Origin of the sequence: Brucella rhizosphaerae (assembly GCF_002252475.1) — a bacterium.
Classification (GTDB): domain Bacteria; phylum Pseudomonadota; class Alphaproteobacteria; order Rhizobiales; family Rhizobiaceae; genus Brucella; species Brucella rhizosphaerae.
Window position 1 is genome coordinate 340,714 of the sequence record NZ_NNRK01000034.1, and the last position, 14,418, is coordinate 355,131.

The window sequence follows — 14,418 nt, forward strand, 5'->3', positions numbered from 1 at the left end:
AAAAGCCTGCGCCGTGTCGTTTTGCGATGCGGCGTGGGCTTGCTTTTCAGCTGCAATATCTGCCACTTTAGCAAACCTTCTGGCGCTTGTGCGCCTTATTGATGGGGGCATCTGCCCGTTACGCGGTTGCCCTGTCCTAGAGAGCGAGTGCGTTTCAATATGCGTGTTACCCTAGAGCGATCAAACCTTCTCAAGTCACTCAACCACGTCCACCGTGTCGTGGAGCGTCGCAACACCATTCCGATTCTGTCCAATGTGCTTCTGCAAGCCGAAGGCGCAAGCCTCGCGCTCAAGGCAACCGACCTTGATCTTGAAGTGAACGAAGCAACTGCTGCCAGGGTCGAACAGGCCGGAGCAACCACGGTTCCAGCGCATCTTCTCTACGATATCGTGCGCAAGCTGCCTGATGGCGCAGAAGTCATGCTGTCGACCAACCCTGATGGCGGCTCAATGTCGGTCATCTCTGGCAAGTCGTCGTTCCGCCTGCAATGCCTGCCACAGTCGGATTTTCCCGAACTGACAGCCGGTTCTTTCACACATTCCTTCCGCATTGATGCGCAGGCTTTGAAGCGTCTCATCGATCGCACACAGTTTGCAATCTCGACGGAAGAAACCCGCTATTATCTCAATGGCATCTATTTCCACGCCATTGAAAGCGATGGTGCGCTGAAGCTGCGTGCAGTTGCGACCGATGGCCACCGCCTTGCTCGCGCTGAACTGGAAGCACCATCGGGCACCGAAGGCATGCCGGGCATTATCATTCCGCGCAAGACGGTTGCTGAGCTGCAAAAACTCGTTGATGTGCCTGACACGATGGTGTCGGTTGAGTTGTCGGATGCAAAGATCCGTTTCACGGTTGGTTCGGTCGTTCTCACTTCCAAGCTGATCGATGGCACATTCCCGGATTACCAGCGTGTGATTCCTTCGGGTAATGACAAGAAGCTGACGATCAGCCGTCAGGATTTTGCAGCTTCCGTTGATCGCGTTTCTACAATTTCCAGCGAACGCGGCCGTGCGGTTAAGCTCTCCATTGCTGATGGTCAGCTCACACTGACGGTCAACAATCCCGATTCGGGCAGTGCGACTGACGAACTGGCTGCCGATTACGATGCCGATCCGATCGATATCGGCTTCAATTCGAAATATCTGCTCGATATTACCAGTCAGCTTTCAGGCTCAGAAGCCGTATTCATGCTGGCGGACGCCGGTTCACCGACGCTGGTCCGCGATACGGGCGATGCAGATGTGCTGTATGTTCTGATGCCGATGCGCGTTTAGGGCGTCGATATTCAGGCTCTGGCGGCCTGAAAATGGCGCTTTCCTTCGCTTCCGGTGCTCAATACGTTCAGTACGCTGCGCTCCGGTTCTCGAAAATCACCATTTTCGGCTGGCCATAACCAGAATAGCAACAGCTCCCAAAGAAGCGGATTGTGGAAACAAGAAACAACATAGAGAGCCGTCCGGATCGAGTCTCGGTCCGGCGGCTTAAACTTTCTGATTTTCGCAATTATGCGGAACTCACGCTGCCGCTTGGTCCGGGCCATGTGGTGCTGACCGGCGAAAACGGTTCAGGGAAAACCAATCTCATCGAAGCTTTGTCCTTCCTGTCGCCAGGCAGGGGGCTGCGGCGCGCGTCTTATGACGATGTTGCACGCGTGAATGGTCCTGAAATTCGACATGATGGCTTTGCCATTCACGCGTCGCTCGATTGCATGATCTATGGCGATGCCGAGATCGGAACAGGTACGGCAGGCGGCGGCGAAGGTGGCCGCAAGGTCCGCATCAATGGCGTTGCTGCATCGGGCGATGAACTGCTCGATTATGCACGTGTTCTCTGGGTTGTTCCATCGATGGATGGCTTGTTCACCGGTGGAGCATCGGATCGGCGGCGCTTTCTTGATCGTATGGTGCTTGCCATTGATACCGGGCACGGCAAGCGCGTACTGGATTATGAAAAAGCGATGCGCTCGCGCAATCGGCTGCTGAGTGACGGAAGCAGCGATAATCAGTGGCTTGAGGCTATTGAAAGCCAGATGGCAGAACTCGGCATTGCGATCGCTGCGGCTCGCGCCGAAGCGATGCGCATGATTGCGGCGATGATTGAGCGACTGCCAAATGAGGGGCCATTTCCCAAAGCCGACTGCTTTCTCGAAGGGTCGCTCGAACAGCGGATTGGTGTGGAAGCAGCGCTTGATCTTGAAGAGGATTTTCGGCGCACCTTGCGCGAAGGGCGTGTGCGTGATCGCGCTGCCGGGCGCACTTTGGATGGGCCGCATCGTACTGATCTAATCGTTCAGCATCGGCCCAAATCCATGCCTGCAGCCCTTTGTTCCACCGGCGAGCAAAAGGCATTGCTGATCGGCCTCATTCTGGCTCATGCACGGCTGACCGGCGAGCTATCAGGTATGGCACCGATCCTCTTGCTTGATGAAATTGCGGCTCATCTCGATACCGGGCGCCGTGCGGCACTGTTCGGTATTCTCGATGATCTGGGCGGGCAGGCTTTCATGACCGGAACCGACCGTTCGTTGTTTGAAGCGCTTGAAGGTGATGCCCAGTTTTTCAATGTCGCAACAGGTGAACTCACCAGACTTTGAGACAAAATATCCGCTGACAGACGGCTTTAACGAGCCTATGTTCAAGCATCATGAATGCACGATCAAAGTCTTTTTCATCCGAAGAACTGGAGCGCTATGCGCGCCATATCGTGTTGCCGGAAATCGGCGGCCCGGGCCAGCAGATGCTGAAAGCAGCCCGCGTCCTTGTTGTGGGCGCAGGCGGGCTTGGCGCGCCAGTGCTGCAATATCTGGCTGCGGCGGGTATTGGCACGCTTGGCCTTGTCGATGATGACACGGTTTCGTTGTCAAACCTGCAAAGACAGGTGATCCATGACACAGAAAGCGTTGGTCAGGCGAAGGTCGACAGCGCCAAGGCTTCGATTGCCCGCATCAATCCGCATGTGAAGGTTGAAAGCCATCCGTTGCGGTTAAATGGCGAGAACGCACAAGCTCTCATCGGCGACTATGATGTTGTTGTCGATGGTTCGGACAATTTTGCCACTCGTTACGCGCTGGCGGATGCTGCGGCTGTAGCACAACGTCCACTCGTTACGGGCGCGATGGGCCGCTTTGACGGCACAGTTACAGTGCTTATGCCTTATGCCAATGGTGCCGACGGTAATCCCAATCCTTCCTATCGCGATCTGTTTCCAGACATGCCGCCACCGGGTTCTGTTCCGACTTGCGCGGAAGCAGGTGTTCTGGGTGTCTTACCGGGGGTGATCGGCAGCTTGCAGGCTATGGAAGTGATCAAGCTGGTGACGGGGATCGGCGAGCCTCTTGTTGGTCGGCTTCTGCTCTACAATGCATTGAACGTGCGGTTCGAAATCATCCGCTATAAGGCACGTAAACCCAAATGACGGCTCTCCGCATTTGCCTCATCGGTTCGGATTCTCATCGCTGGGAAGATCTTCTCGGGGTCATTCAGGAGAGTTTTGCCTATATGGATGGTGTTATTGATCCACCCTCTTCCGCGCACAATCTGACGGCAGATAATCTGCGGGAGAAGGCGAAAGACGAAACGGGCTTCGCAGCCTTCATTGGTGAAAAACTGGTAGGTTGTGTGTTCATCAAGGAAAAAGATGATCACTTTTATCTTGGCAAGCTTGCAGTCGCACCCGGCTTTGAAGGTCAGGGCATTGGGCGTAAGCTCATAGAAAAGGCTGAGCAGTACACGGTCGCGCGTGGCAAGCCGGTGATGGAGCTGCAGACGCGCATTGAGCTTACGCGCAATCATGCCGTCTTTGGGAAACTAGGCTATCGTAAAGTAGCGGAAACCGCTCATCCAGGCTTTACGCGCATAACATCGATCACCATGCGCAAGGAGATCACGCGTGGCACTGACATTAACGCATGAAGAGCATTCGATAGCAGCAGGAGAGCAGGGGGAAGGCGCGGCGATGGCGATGCGTATTGTCGCCGATACAGCCCGCCTGATGGGAGCGCCACGCCTTATCCCGATAGCGTCCGCGCATATTGACGGTGCGCTCTATCACGGGGACAGCGGTACGCTGTTTGCCGAACGACTGGTTGATGGTGGTGCAAAAGCGAAAGTGCGCGCAACGCTCAATGTCGGTTCCATCGATCTCACCGGCTGCTCGCACAATTTGCTGCCGCAGCATGAGGCGGAAATGGCCAGGCGCATGATGCGCGCCTATATCAAGCTTGGTTGCGAGCCGACATGGACCTGTGCGCCCTATCAGGCGGGCCATCGCCCGAAAAAGGGAACCGATGTTGCGTGGGGCGAATCGAACGCCGTTGTATTCTGTAATTCCGTGCTCGGCGCTCGGACCAACCGTTACGGCGATTTCCTCGATATAGCCTGCGCCATTGCCGGATGTGCACCGGATTACGGTCTTCATCGCACTGAGAATCGCCGCGCAACAGTTGTTCTCGATATTTCGGCTATTGATCCTGTGTTTCTTGGCTCTGAAGTTGCCTGGCCCATCCTGGGCAATCTGTTCGGACGCAGTGTGGGCACAAATGTTGGCGTGGTGGCGGGAGCCGGGTTGCACCCGGACGAAGATGCGCTGAAAGCCTTTGGCGCTGCCGCTGCATCGGTGGGTTCAGTCGGGCTTTTCCATGTTGCTGGTGTGACGCCGGAAGCCCCTGATCTTGAAACTGCTCTTCAGCATCAAAGCCCTGAAGGCATCATTCATGTAACGCAGGAGATGATTGAGGCCACGCGCAAACGTTTGTCGACAGTTGATCATGTGGATGTGATCGATGCGGTCGCCATCGGCAGTCCGCATCTGTCGATTGCTGAGTTTGACCGTCTTGAACGTGCCATTGCTGGCCGTAAGCTTGCGGTGCCGCTTTATGCATGCACCGGACGTCATGCGCTTGTGGAGCTGGAAAAACATGGACGCAGGCAAGAGCTTGAAAAAGCCGGCGTGGTGATCGTGGCAGATACATGCGTGGTGGTAACACCTATTTTGCCGACTAAGGATGATGCCGTCCTCATGACCAATTCTGGCAAGTTCGCCCATTATGCACCGGGGAATACTGGCTATGGTGTGCTCTATGGGTCGCTTGAAGAATGCGTTGAAAGTGCAGTCGCAGGCCGTCCCATATTTGCGAGGCAGGCAGCATGAATGAAGCCGCTTTCACATCATCCGTTCTCGTTGCTGGAAAGCCTGCACGAGCTGATGCGCTGGTCCTCTCAGCACCAATCAGTTTCTGGGGCGGTGTTGATCCCAAAACCGGTCGTATCGCTGATGTTCGTCATCCGGAACATGGGCAGAGCATTTCGGGCTACATCTTATGTCTGCCCGGCACCATAGGTTCATCTTCTGCCGCAGCCGTGTTGCTCGAACTGGTTCATGCTGGCCTAGCACCAGCAGCAATCGTTCTGCATGAACCAGATGCCATTCTTCTTCTTGGTCTCATCGTAGCACGCGAAATGGGGCATGACGTGCCGATGGCCGTGGAATTTGACCGGGAGGCTCAAAAGAAACTCGCCGGCCATCAAGTGACGGTCGGCGAGGATGGAAAAATTTCTATTGCGACTTAGAGCATAATCAGACCGGAGTGAAACGAGGATCGATAAGATTATGCTTAAAATAAAAGGATTTAGAGCGCCGATCTGATTCAATCAGATCGAAACGCGCTCTAATATTGCGTGGTGCGATCCACCACGTTTTCCAAGGTTCCGTCGCGCTCGAAAGCTTCAATCTGACGGATGATCTGTGGAACGAGTGCCATAGCTGACGAGCTTGCAGCCGAATGCGGGGTGATCGTCACCTTCGGATGTGTCCAAAGCGGGCTGTCTGCTGGCAGCGGTTCCTGATTGAATACATCGAGTGTCACCGCCGAAAGCAGTCCGCGATCAAGGGCCGCCAGAATATCCGCTTCGTTCTGCAATCCACCACGGCCAGCATTGATCAGCACAGGTGCGCCAAGCGGCCCATCGCTTTTCAATTGCGCAAACATGGTCATGGACAGAATGCCTTTGGTGTCAGGGGTCAAAGGCAGAAGACAGACGAAAATATCAGCCGTTTTGAGAAAGCGTGCGAAGCCTTCCTTGCCATCAAAGCTCTGAACGCCCTCAATTTCCTGCGGACGACGGCTCCAGCCCGTGACATTGAAGCCGAGCGTCTTGAGCTTCGCTGCTGCATCGCGACCGAGAACTCCCAGTCCCATGATGCCGACAGTCACTTCATGGGCTGCCGGTTGGCGCGGGTCTTCATGCCAGACACGGTTCTTCTGCTGCTTGCGGTAATTTGGGCCAAGACGATGATGATCGAGTACCTGCCAGACCACATATTCGGTCATTCGCATGGTGAGATCATCGGATATGACACGCACAAGTGGCACATCTGGAACATGCGGGTCATGGAAGACATGGTCCACACCAGCGCCAAGCGAGAAGATCACCTTGAGATTTGGAAGATTGGTCAGCGAGCCGGGCTTTTGCTTCCAAACAAGCGCGTATTCGATGCTCGGATCGGTCTCGCCACGTTCTGTCACCACATTGCGCTCAGGCGAATGTGCTTTGAAACTATCCAGCCAGACCGTGGGGTCCCATTTGGTTATAGCTAGAAGGATGTTTCCCTTATTATTATCTGTCATTGCCGGATTCCTCTTCCCTCAGTGGCCTCCATATGGAAGGCCGCCGCCATCAGCGCTTTGGTATAGTCGGTTTTTGGATTGGCAAAGACTTCCTTTGACGTTCCGTATTCGACTGCCTTGCCATTGCGCATCACCAGCACATCATTGGCCAGCGCTCGCACCACTTTCAAGTCGTGACTTATGAAAAGATAAGCGAGATCGTGCTTTTTCTGCAATGCGCGCAGGAGATCGACGACCTGCGCCTGCACGCTCATGTCGAGCGCTGAGGTGGGTTCATCCAGCATGACGAATTTCGGATTAAGCACCATGGCACGCGCAATCGCGATACGTTGACGCTGACCGCCCGAAAACTCGTGCGGATAGCGGAAGCGGCTTTCCGGATCGAGGTTCACTTCATTCAATGCCGCTACCACGCGCTCATCACGCGCATCCGCAGAAAGCTTTGGCTCATGCACCAGAAGCCCTTCTGCGATGATGTCGGCAATGGTCATGCGTGGGCTCAATGAACCGAACGGATCCTGAAACACGATCTGCATCTCGCGACGCAAGGGGCGCATATCCTTGAAGCTGAATTTCGCAATATCACGCCCATCAAAGCGAATTTCGCCCTGGGATGAGATCATACGCGAAAGCGCCAGACCCAGCGTTGTCTTGCCAGACCCGGATTCTCCCACAACGCCAAGCGTCTGACCGGCACGCAGTTCGACATTGATGCCGTCCACGGCCTTTACATGATCGACCGTCTTGCGCAGGAAACCCTTCTTGATCGGGAACCAGACGCGGACATCTTTGCCTTCCATCACCTTCTTTGCGCTGAGATCGGCCAGCGGTGGCTCGCCCTTTGGCTCTGCGGCAAGAAGATGCTTGGTGTATTCATGTTGCGGATTGTCAAAGATTTCCTTCGTTGGACCGGTTTCGACAATCTTGCCCTTGCTCATCACACAAACCCGATCGGCGATCTTGCGCACAATACCAAGATCATGGGTGATGAAGAGCATCGACATGCCCTGTGCGCTCTTAAGCTCTGCCAGAAGTTGCAATATCTGCGCCTGTACTGTCACGTCGAGCGCAGTTGTCGGCTCGTCTGCGATCAGCAGCTTTGGCTTGTTGGCAAGCGCCATGGCAATCATAACGCGCTGGCGCTGACCACCTGAAAGCTGATGCGGGAAGGCGGCAAGGCGCTTTTCCGGCTCGCGAATACCAACCTCGTGCAACAGTTCGAGCGTGCGGGCACGTGCTGCCTGATCACCCATGCCCTGATGCATTTTCAGGATTTCGCTGATCTGCCGTTCCACTGAGTGCAGCGGATTGAGCGAGGTCATAGGCTCCTGAAAAATCATGGTGACATCATTGCCGCGCACGCGCCGCAATTCCGGCTCTGATGCCGTCATCAGATCCTTGCCGTTGAAAAGAATTTCACCGGATGGATGGCTGGCTGCCGGATAGGGCAGGAGCTTCAGAACAGACAGCGCCGAAACCGACTTTCCTGAACCGGATTCACCGACAAGCGCTACCGTTTCTCCTTCAGCGATATCGAAGGAAACACGGTCGACGGAAATCCGCTCCTCGCCGTTCTGACGGAAGGCGACCGAAAGATCACGGACGGAAAGAAGGGGCTTTTTATTCATTGATCCGCTTGATGGCTCGCTCATTGGAATGCCTTTCGCGGATCGAATGCATCACGTGTTGCTTCACCGATAAAGATCAGCAGCGACAGCATCAACGAGATGACCACGAAGCCGGTAATACCGAGCCACGGCGCCTGAAGGTTGTTCTTGCCCTGCGCGAGCAGTTCTCCAAGTGAGGCGGAACCCGGAGGCAGGCCAAACCCTAGAAAGTCGAGCGAAGTAAGCGTCGTGATGGAGCCATTGAGGATGAATGGCAGAAAGGTCAGCGTTGCAACCATGGCATTGGGCAGAAGATGCCGCCACATGATCGTGCCGTTCTTCACACCAAGCGCACGCGCGGCATTTACGTATTCAAAGTTTCTGGCGCGCAGGAATTCCGCACGGACAACGCCAACAAAAGCCACCCATGAAAACAGCAGCATAATGCCCAGCAAAACCCAGAATCCGGGGGGCAAAATCGCCGCTATAATCAGCAGCAAATAAAGCACAGGGATCGAAGACCAGATTTCAATGACGCGCTGGAAGATGAGATCGACCCACCCACCGAAATAGCCCTGAACGGCACCGGCAGTCACGCCAATAATGGCAGAGAAGAACGTCAGGATCAGGCCGAACATCACCGAGATGCGGAAGCCGTAAAGTGCGCGCGCAAAGACATCGCGAGCCTGATCATCAGTGCCAAGCCAGTTGAAATTGCCGACAATGCAATTGGGGTCATTCACGCCCAGCGGATAACGCTGGCAGCGCTGCTCTTCGGTATAAAGCCAGAATGGCTTTGAGGGAGCTGCTTCCGGAATGTCATTATTGACGGTGTTGTAGGAATAGCGGACCGGCGGCCAGAGTGCCCAGCCATTCTGGTTGATTTCATCCTGAATGACCGGATCGCGATAATCGGTCACGGCATAGAAGCCGCCAAATTTCTCTTCAGGATAATCGACAAAAACCGGTGTCAGCAACTCGCCCTTATAGGAAACGAGAATGGGACGATCATTGGCGATAAACTCGGAACAGAGAGCTGCAACAAGCAGAAACAGGAAAATCCACAGTGACCAGTAACCACGCTTGTTGGCTTTGAAATTCTGCCAGCGGCGACGGTTGAGCGGTGAAAGAAACGGGCGCTTTACGGGTTTTACAGCCGGGGCAACCGGGGTGAGAGTGGTATCTGTCATCACACATCCCTCCGGTCGAAGTCGATGCGCGGATCGATCCACGTATACATGAGATCAGACAGAAGGCCGACTAGCAGGCCGATCAGCGAGAAAATAAACAAAGTGGCGAACACGACCGGATAATCACGGTTGATGATCGATTGATAGCCAAGCAGGCCCAGCCCATCCAGCGAGAAGATGGTTTCGATCAGCAGCGAGCCGGTAAAGAAAGCCGAAATGAATGCGCCCGGAAAACCGGCTATCACGATCAGCATCGCATTGCGGAAAACATGGCCGTAAAGCACCTGATTCTCAGTCAGGCCCTTGGCACGGGCCGTTGTGACATATTGCTTGCGGATTTCTTCCAGAAACGAGTTCTTGGTCAGAAGCGTGGTGGTGGCGAAGGCCGAAAGCACCAAAGCCGTCACAGGCAGCACCATGTGCCAGAGATAATCGCCGATCTTTCCCCAGAACGACATTTGCGCGAAATCAGGTGAGGTCAAGCCGCGTAGCGGGAACCAGTCAAAGAACGACCCGCCCGCAAAAAGCACAATCAGCAGGATCGCAAAAAGGAAGCTCGGAATAGCATAACCAACGATGATGATCGCGCTGGTCCATGTATCGAAACGCGTCCCTTCCCTGATCGCCTTGCGAATGCCAAGTGGGATCGAAATCAGATAAGACAGGAATGTGAGCCATAGACCGAGCGAAATCGATACGGGCATCTTTTCCTTGATAAGGTCGATTACGCTGATGTCGCGGAAATAGCTGTGCCCGAAATCAAAGCGCGCATAGTTCCAAAGCATCAGGCCAAAGCGTTCAAGCGGAGGCTTGTCGAAGCCAAATTGTTTTTCAAGATCAGCGATAAATTGTGGGTCCAGACCCTGTGCACCGCGATATTTGGAATTGACCGAGCCACTATCCATACCGCTTTGGCCGAAATCGCCGCCACCGCCGGAAAGACGATCGAGAGCATCGCCGCCCTGACCTGAAAGCTGTGCAATAACCCGTTCAACAGGCCCGCCCGGCGCAAACTGAACAACGGCAAAAGATATGGCCATAATGCCCAGGATGGTCGGGATCATCAGAAGCAGACGGCGTAAAATATATGCGCCCATCAGTTCTCAATGCTCCGAATATTCAGTTTGCTCTTATGGCCTGCCAACAGCTTTTGCCTTCTTGTTCTTCATGCGCATGATCTTGTCCGAAAACCGGTTCCCACGTCTCGGGATCATGCTTTAATCCACCAAAGCGTCTCAACCGGAAAGCCATAATCGGGCTTTGGCTCCTTGAAACCAAAACGATCCCAATAGGCTATCAGGTGATTCGCTACTGTCCAATTTGGAATCCACTCAAGCCTGATACGCAAGTACCGATCAAGCACTCTGATTGTTGCGACAAGTTCGTCGCGCGTGGAAGCCTTGCCCACATCCTCAATCAATGCGTCGATAATGGGATCCGATGTGCCGGGGAAATTATAGCTTCCAGGCGTTTTGGCCGATTCTGACCCGAACATGCTCGCAAGCGACTCCTTCGTCGGCGTTGCACTGAACTGGATCGCCATTCCGACCATGTCAAAATCGAAATTCTGCAACCTTGACTGATATTGGCTCGCATCGACCAGTCTCTGGCTTGCATCAATGCCGATCGCACGCAATTTCTGAATGAATGGCGTATAAACGCGCGTAAACGTCTCAGAGTTGCTGAGAATTTCCAGCGAAAACTTGGCTCCATTCCTGTCATGGAACTGGCCTTTCCTGCGCTCAAAGCCTGCGGCTTCTATCAGCTCAATGGCACGCGAGAATAGTTTCCTGTCTCTTCCCGTTCCATCGGAAATGGGCATGACGGGCACATCTGCGAACATTTCCGCAGGAAGTTTGTCACGATAGCGCTCAAGAATTTTCAGCTCATCAGCACCTGGTGCTGCTGTTGCCTGAAAGTCCGATCCGTTGAAGCTCGATTGTGAGCGCCGATAGGTGTCATAGAATAGATTCTTGTTCGTCCACTCGAAATCGAAGCACAGATTGATCGCTTCGCGCACGCGCGGATCGCGGAAATGTTCGCGGCGTTGGTTGAGTGCCCAGGCCTGCATGAGCGGCAGTTTTTCGCGTGGGAAGGTGCGCTTGATAACCTTGTTCTGCTGGACGGCAGGAAAATCATAAGCCGTCGCCCAGTTCTTTGCTACGTTTTCAGATCGAAAGTCGATATTGCCCTTCTTGAAGGCTTCGAATTCCGGTTGGCGATCCTGATAGAATTCAATGCGAATGCGGTCGAAATTGTCCGATCCGCGTGTGACCGGCAGATCCTTTGCCCAATAGTTATTCACGCGCTCATACTCGATGAACTGCCCGGCTGAAACCTTTCCCACGCGATAAGCGCCTGATCCCAGAATTGGCTCCATACTTGCAGAATCGAAATTGCGATCCCTGAACCAGTTTGCTGAGAGAACAGGCAAGCCAATGGCATCGAGAACCGCTTGCGGGCCGCGACCTTCGGCAAAGTGCAGTCGTACCTGATGTGTGCCGACTGCTTCTGCCTTTTCCAGCGCTGCAAGTGATTGCCGAAGGTTCGGGTGTCCCTTTTCCTTGATTGTCATATAGCTGAAGACAACGTCTTTCGCTTCAACGGGCGAACCATCGTGAAAGCGCGCTTCTTTGCGAAGACTGAAAAGGTAGGATCGGCGGTCCTCAGACAGCGTCACGCTATCTGCCAGCAGACAATAGACAGAATCAGGCTCGTCCAAAGCGGACGTCATGAGACTGTCAAAAGTCAGCTCCATGCGCGGTGGTGCATCGCCTTTAAACGTGAAGGTATTAAGCGTGTTGAATGTCTGGGTATTCTGATTCCATACCCAGTTCGATGGAGCCAGCGTGAACGTGCCCCCTTTGGGCGCGTCTGGGTTCACATAATCGAAATGGGTGAAATCGGGCGGATACTTCAGTTCGCCGAATGCAGACAGACCATGCAGGGGCTTGCCTGAGGGAAGCGTTGCAAACGCCTTCCCCGGAAGATATGCCGCGAGAGCGGCACTGCCTGTAAGCCCAAGAAAATGGCGCCGATTGAGATGAAAGCCCGACATTGGAAGATGTCCTTAGTTGGAACTATTTTTCAGCCTGGCTTCCTTTGCAGGGTCGACCCACCACGAGAATGGATCAATCCCAAGATAATCGGGCTGCTTTTCCGGCATTCCAAACTTGTTCCAGTAGGCGACATTGATGTGGTCTGAATACCATTGCGGAATGATATAGTAGTTCCACAGCAATGCGCGGTCGAGTGCATGGCTGGCAGCCACCAGTTCATCGCGATCCTTGGCATAGATGATGCGGTCGATCAGTTTGTCGATGGCCGGATTTTTGATGCCGGCATAGTTGCGGCTACCTTTGAAGTCGGCTGCTTTCGAGCCCCACATATCCCGCTGTTCGTTGCCAGGAGAGGCTGTCTGTGCCGTGACCGATGTGATCACGTCGTAGTCGAAATCATTGATGCGGGCTTGATATTGGGCCGTATCGACAATGCGCACAGTTGTATTGATGCCGATTTTGCGAAGGCTCGCCGCAAACGGGTTATAGATGCGCTCATCGGTCGGATCCTTGCCCAGAAATTCGATCGTGAACTGATTGCCATTGGCATCTACCAGCTTGTTGCCTTGAAGTTTCCAGCCTGCTTCGCCAAAAAGCTGCAAAGCCTTACGCAGATTATCGCGCGTTGCTTGCGGTGTGTCATAAACCGGCAGTTTGAATTCTTCCGTCAGCGCTTCTGCTGGCAGTGCATCCTTGACTGTCTCCAGAATTGCTTTTTCTTCAGGCGTCGGTGGGCCGCTCAGTTGAAGCTCATTTCCCGCGAAGTAGCTGTTGATGCGGGAATATTGATTGAAGAACAACAGGCGGTTCATGGATTCAAAGTCGAAAGCATAAGTCAGCGCTTCACGTACTTTGACGTCGTTGAACTTGGCTTTCCGGGTGTTGAGGAAATAGCCCTGCATGCGTCCAATGGCATTGAAGGGAAAGGATTTTTTTACGACATCGCCGCGTTGCACGGCTGGAAAATTATATTGCTCCGCCCAGCGCTGAGCGCGATTTTCATTGCGATAATCATATTGGCCGCCCTTCTTGAAGGCTTCCCAGGTTGCATCTTCATTGAAATAATATTCGTAGCGTACTTCGTCGAAGTTGTTGCGCCCCAAATTGACGCCGAGATCCTTGCCCCAGTAATCAGCCACGCGTTCCCAGATGATGGAGCGGCCGGGCACCATGCTCTTGATCTTGTAGGCAGCTGATCCAAGCGGGATTTCCAGCGTTGGGCGGCTGATGTCCCGCTGTCTGCCCTGTGCGTCCTTGCCCTCCCACCAATGCCGGGGCAATATTGCGAGCTGTCCTACGATCTGCGGAAGCTCGCGATTGCCCTTCTGTGAGAAAGTGAATGTCACTTCATGGTCGCCGGTCTTTTCGGCCTTTTCCACATCGCCATAATATTTGTTGTAGAGCGGCGACTGTTTCTTGAGGATATCAAACGACCAGATCACATCATCGACAGTAATCGGTTCGCCATCATGCCATTTGGCAGTGGGATTGAGCTTGAATTTCACCCAGGAAAAGTCGTCGGGATACTGCAAAGCCTCAGCAATCAGTGGATATTGCGTTGATCCCTGATCGAGCGCATCGGTCATCAGCGTATCGTAGAGCAGTCCGCCACCAAAGTCTGCGAGGCCTGCTGCCGCAACGCCCTGAACCACGAATGGATTAAGGCTGTCGAAGGTGCCGATAGCAACCTGATTGAGTGCGCCGCCTTTGGGCGCATCGGGATTTACATAGTCGTAATGTTTGAAATCAGCCGGATATTTGGGCTCGCCAATAAGGCTGGAAGCATATCTCCATTGTGGCTCGGCATCATTTGCGTAACTAAACGATACCGTGCTCGCCAGCATGGTGACTGCGAACGCGCCCGCCCAAAAAGCTCTCATCCAGCATCTCCGTTTCTGCTTCGGATATTGTGGGTTTGATTTTTATGGGTTTT

Annotated in this window: 12 protein-coding genes; 6 read left to right on the top strand and 6 right to left on the bottom strand. The window is 53.9% G+C overall.

The features are described from left to right. The first annotated feature begins 159 nt into the window (after nt 1-159). The 6 genes from dnaN to CEV32_RS18740 all read left to right on the top strand — a co-directional run bounded on the left by dnaN (nt 160) and on the right by CEV32_RS18740 (nt 5,571). Nucleotides 160-1,278, top strand: coding sequence for a DNA polymerase III subunit beta (dnaN, locus tag CEV32_RS18715; RefSeq protein WP_094579164.1), 1,119 nt, complete (start codon nt 160-162; stop codon nt 1,276-1,278). A 152-nt stretch (nt 1,279-1,430) separates the two neighbouring features. Next, nucleotides 1,431-2,597, top strand: a complete 1,167-nt coding sequence (gene recF / locus CEV32_RS18720) for a DNA replication/repair protein RecF (protein WP_094578623.1) — start codon at nt 1,431-1,433, stop codon at nt 2,595-2,597. Nucleotides 2,598-2,647: 50 nt separating this feature from the next. After that, nucleotides 2,648-3,418, top strand: a complete 771-nt coding sequence (locus tag CEV32_RS18725) for a molybdopterin-synthase adenylyltransferase MoeB (RefSeq protein ID WP_094578624.1) — start codon at nt 2,648-2,650, stop codon at nt 3,416-3,418. Beyond that, nucleotides 3,415-3,915 carry a GNAT family N-acetyltransferase gene (locus tag CEV32_RS18730; RefSeq protein WP_094578625.1) on the top strand — a complete coding sequence of 167 codons (501 nt, stop codon included), beginning with the start codon at nt 3,415-3,417 and terminating at the stop codon, nt 3,913-3,915. The genes CEV32_RS18725 and CEV32_RS18730 overlap by 4 nt, the downstream gene beginning before the upstream one ends. Further along, entirely contained in the window at nt 3,893-5,152 is a 1,260-nt protein-coding gene (locus CEV32_RS18735; protein ID WP_208620871.1) for an aconitase X, read from the top strand. Before CEV32_RS18730 ends, CEV32_RS18735 begins: the two co-directional genes overlap by 23 nt. Further along, on the top strand, nt 5,149-5,571 hold the full coding sequence (locus CEV32_RS18740) for an aconitase X swivel domain-containing protein (protein WP_094578626.1): 423 nt from the start codon (nt 5,149-5,151) through the stop codon (nt 5,569-5,571). Before CEV32_RS18735 ends, CEV32_RS18740 begins: the two co-directional genes overlap by 4 nt. Nucleotides 5,572-5,669: 98 nt before the next feature. Here the strand turns inward: CEV32_RS18740 and CEV32_RS18745 are convergent, their stop codons facing one another. The 6 genes from CEV32_RS18745 to CEV32_RS18770 form a co-directional block, all read right to left on the bottom strand. Beyond that, complete coding sequence (locus CEV32_RS18745) at nt 5,670-6,629, bottom strand: 2-hydroxyacid dehydrogenase (protein WP_094578627.1); 960 nt, start codon at nt 6,627-6,629, stop codon at nt 5,670-5,672. Continuing rightward, a complete protein-coding gene (locus CEV32_RS18750) occupies nt 6,626-8,281 on the bottom strand; it encodes an ABC transporter ATP-binding protein (protein WP_094578628.1) in 1,656 nt (551 codons plus the stop codon). Before CEV32_RS18750 ends, CEV32_RS18745 begins: the two co-directional genes overlap by 4 nt. Then, nucleotides 8,278-9,426 carry an ABC transporter permease gene (locus CEV32_RS18755; protein WP_094578629.1) on the bottom strand — a complete coding sequence of 383 codons (1,149 nt, stop codon included), beginning with the start codon at nt 9,424-9,426 and terminating at the stop codon, nt 8,278-8,280. The genes CEV32_RS18750 and CEV32_RS18755 overlap by 4 nt, the downstream gene beginning before the upstream one ends. Further along, a complete protein-coding gene (locus CEV32_RS18760; RefSeq protein WP_094578630.1) occupies nt 9,426-10,523 on the bottom strand; it encodes a microcin C ABC transporter permease YejB in 1,098 nt (365 codons plus the stop codon). The genes CEV32_RS18755 and CEV32_RS18760 overlap by 1 nt, the downstream gene beginning before the upstream one ends. Before the next feature lie 113 nt (nt 10,524-10,636). After that, nucleotides 10,637-12,484 carry an extracellular solute-binding protein gene (locus CEV32_RS18765; protein ID WP_094578631.1) on the bottom strand — a complete coding sequence of 616 codons (1,848 nt, stop codon included), beginning with the start codon at nt 12,482-12,484 and terminating at the stop codon, nt 10,637-10,639. A 12-nt stretch (nt 12,485-12,496) separates the two neighbouring features. Then, entirely contained in the window at nt 12,497-14,365 is a 1,869-nt protein-coding gene (locus CEV32_RS18770) for an extracellular solute-binding protein (protein ID WP_094578632.1), read from the bottom strand. Nucleotides 14,366-14,418 lie beyond the last annotated feature (53 nt).

Coding starts and splice junctions, on each gene's coding strand:
- dnaN (WP_094579164.1), top strand. CDS start 160: ATGCGTGTTACCCTAGAGCGATCAAACCTTCTCAAGTCACTCAACCAC.
- CEV32_RS18725 (WP_094578624.1), top strand. CDS start 2,648: ATGAATGCACGATCAAAGTCTTTTTCATCCGAAGAACTGGAGCGCTAT.
- CEV32_RS18730 (WP_094578625.1), top strand. CDS start 3,415: ATGACGGCTCTCCGCATTTGCCTCATCGGTTCGGATTCTCATCGCTGG.
- CEV32_RS18740 (WP_094578626.1), top strand. CDS start 5,149: ATGAATGAAGCCGCTTTCACATCATCCGTTCTCGTTGCTGGAAAGCCT.
- CEV32_RS18745 (WP_094578627.1), bottom strand. CDS start 6,629: ATGACAGATAATAATAAGGGAAACATCCTTCTAGCTATAACCAAATGG.
- CEV32_RS18750 (WP_094578628.1), bottom strand. CDS start 8,281: ATGAGCGAGCCATCAAGCGGATCAATGAATAAAAAGCCCCTTCTTTCC.
- CEV32_RS18755 (WP_094578629.1), bottom strand. CDS start 9,426: ATGACAGATACCACTCTCACCCCGGTTGCCCCGGCTGTAAAACCCGTA.
- CEV32_RS18760 (WP_094578630.1), bottom strand. CDS start 10,523: ATGGGCGCATATATTTTACGCCGTCTGCTTCTGATGATCCCGACCATC.
- CEV32_RS18765 (WP_094578631.1), bottom strand. CDS start 12,484: ATGTCGGGCTTTCATCTCAATCGGCGCCATTTTCTTGGGCTTACAGGC.
- CEV32_RS18770 (WP_094578632.1), bottom strand. CDS start 14,365: ATGAGAGCTTTTTGGGCGGGCGCGTTCGCAGTCACCATGCTGGCGAGC.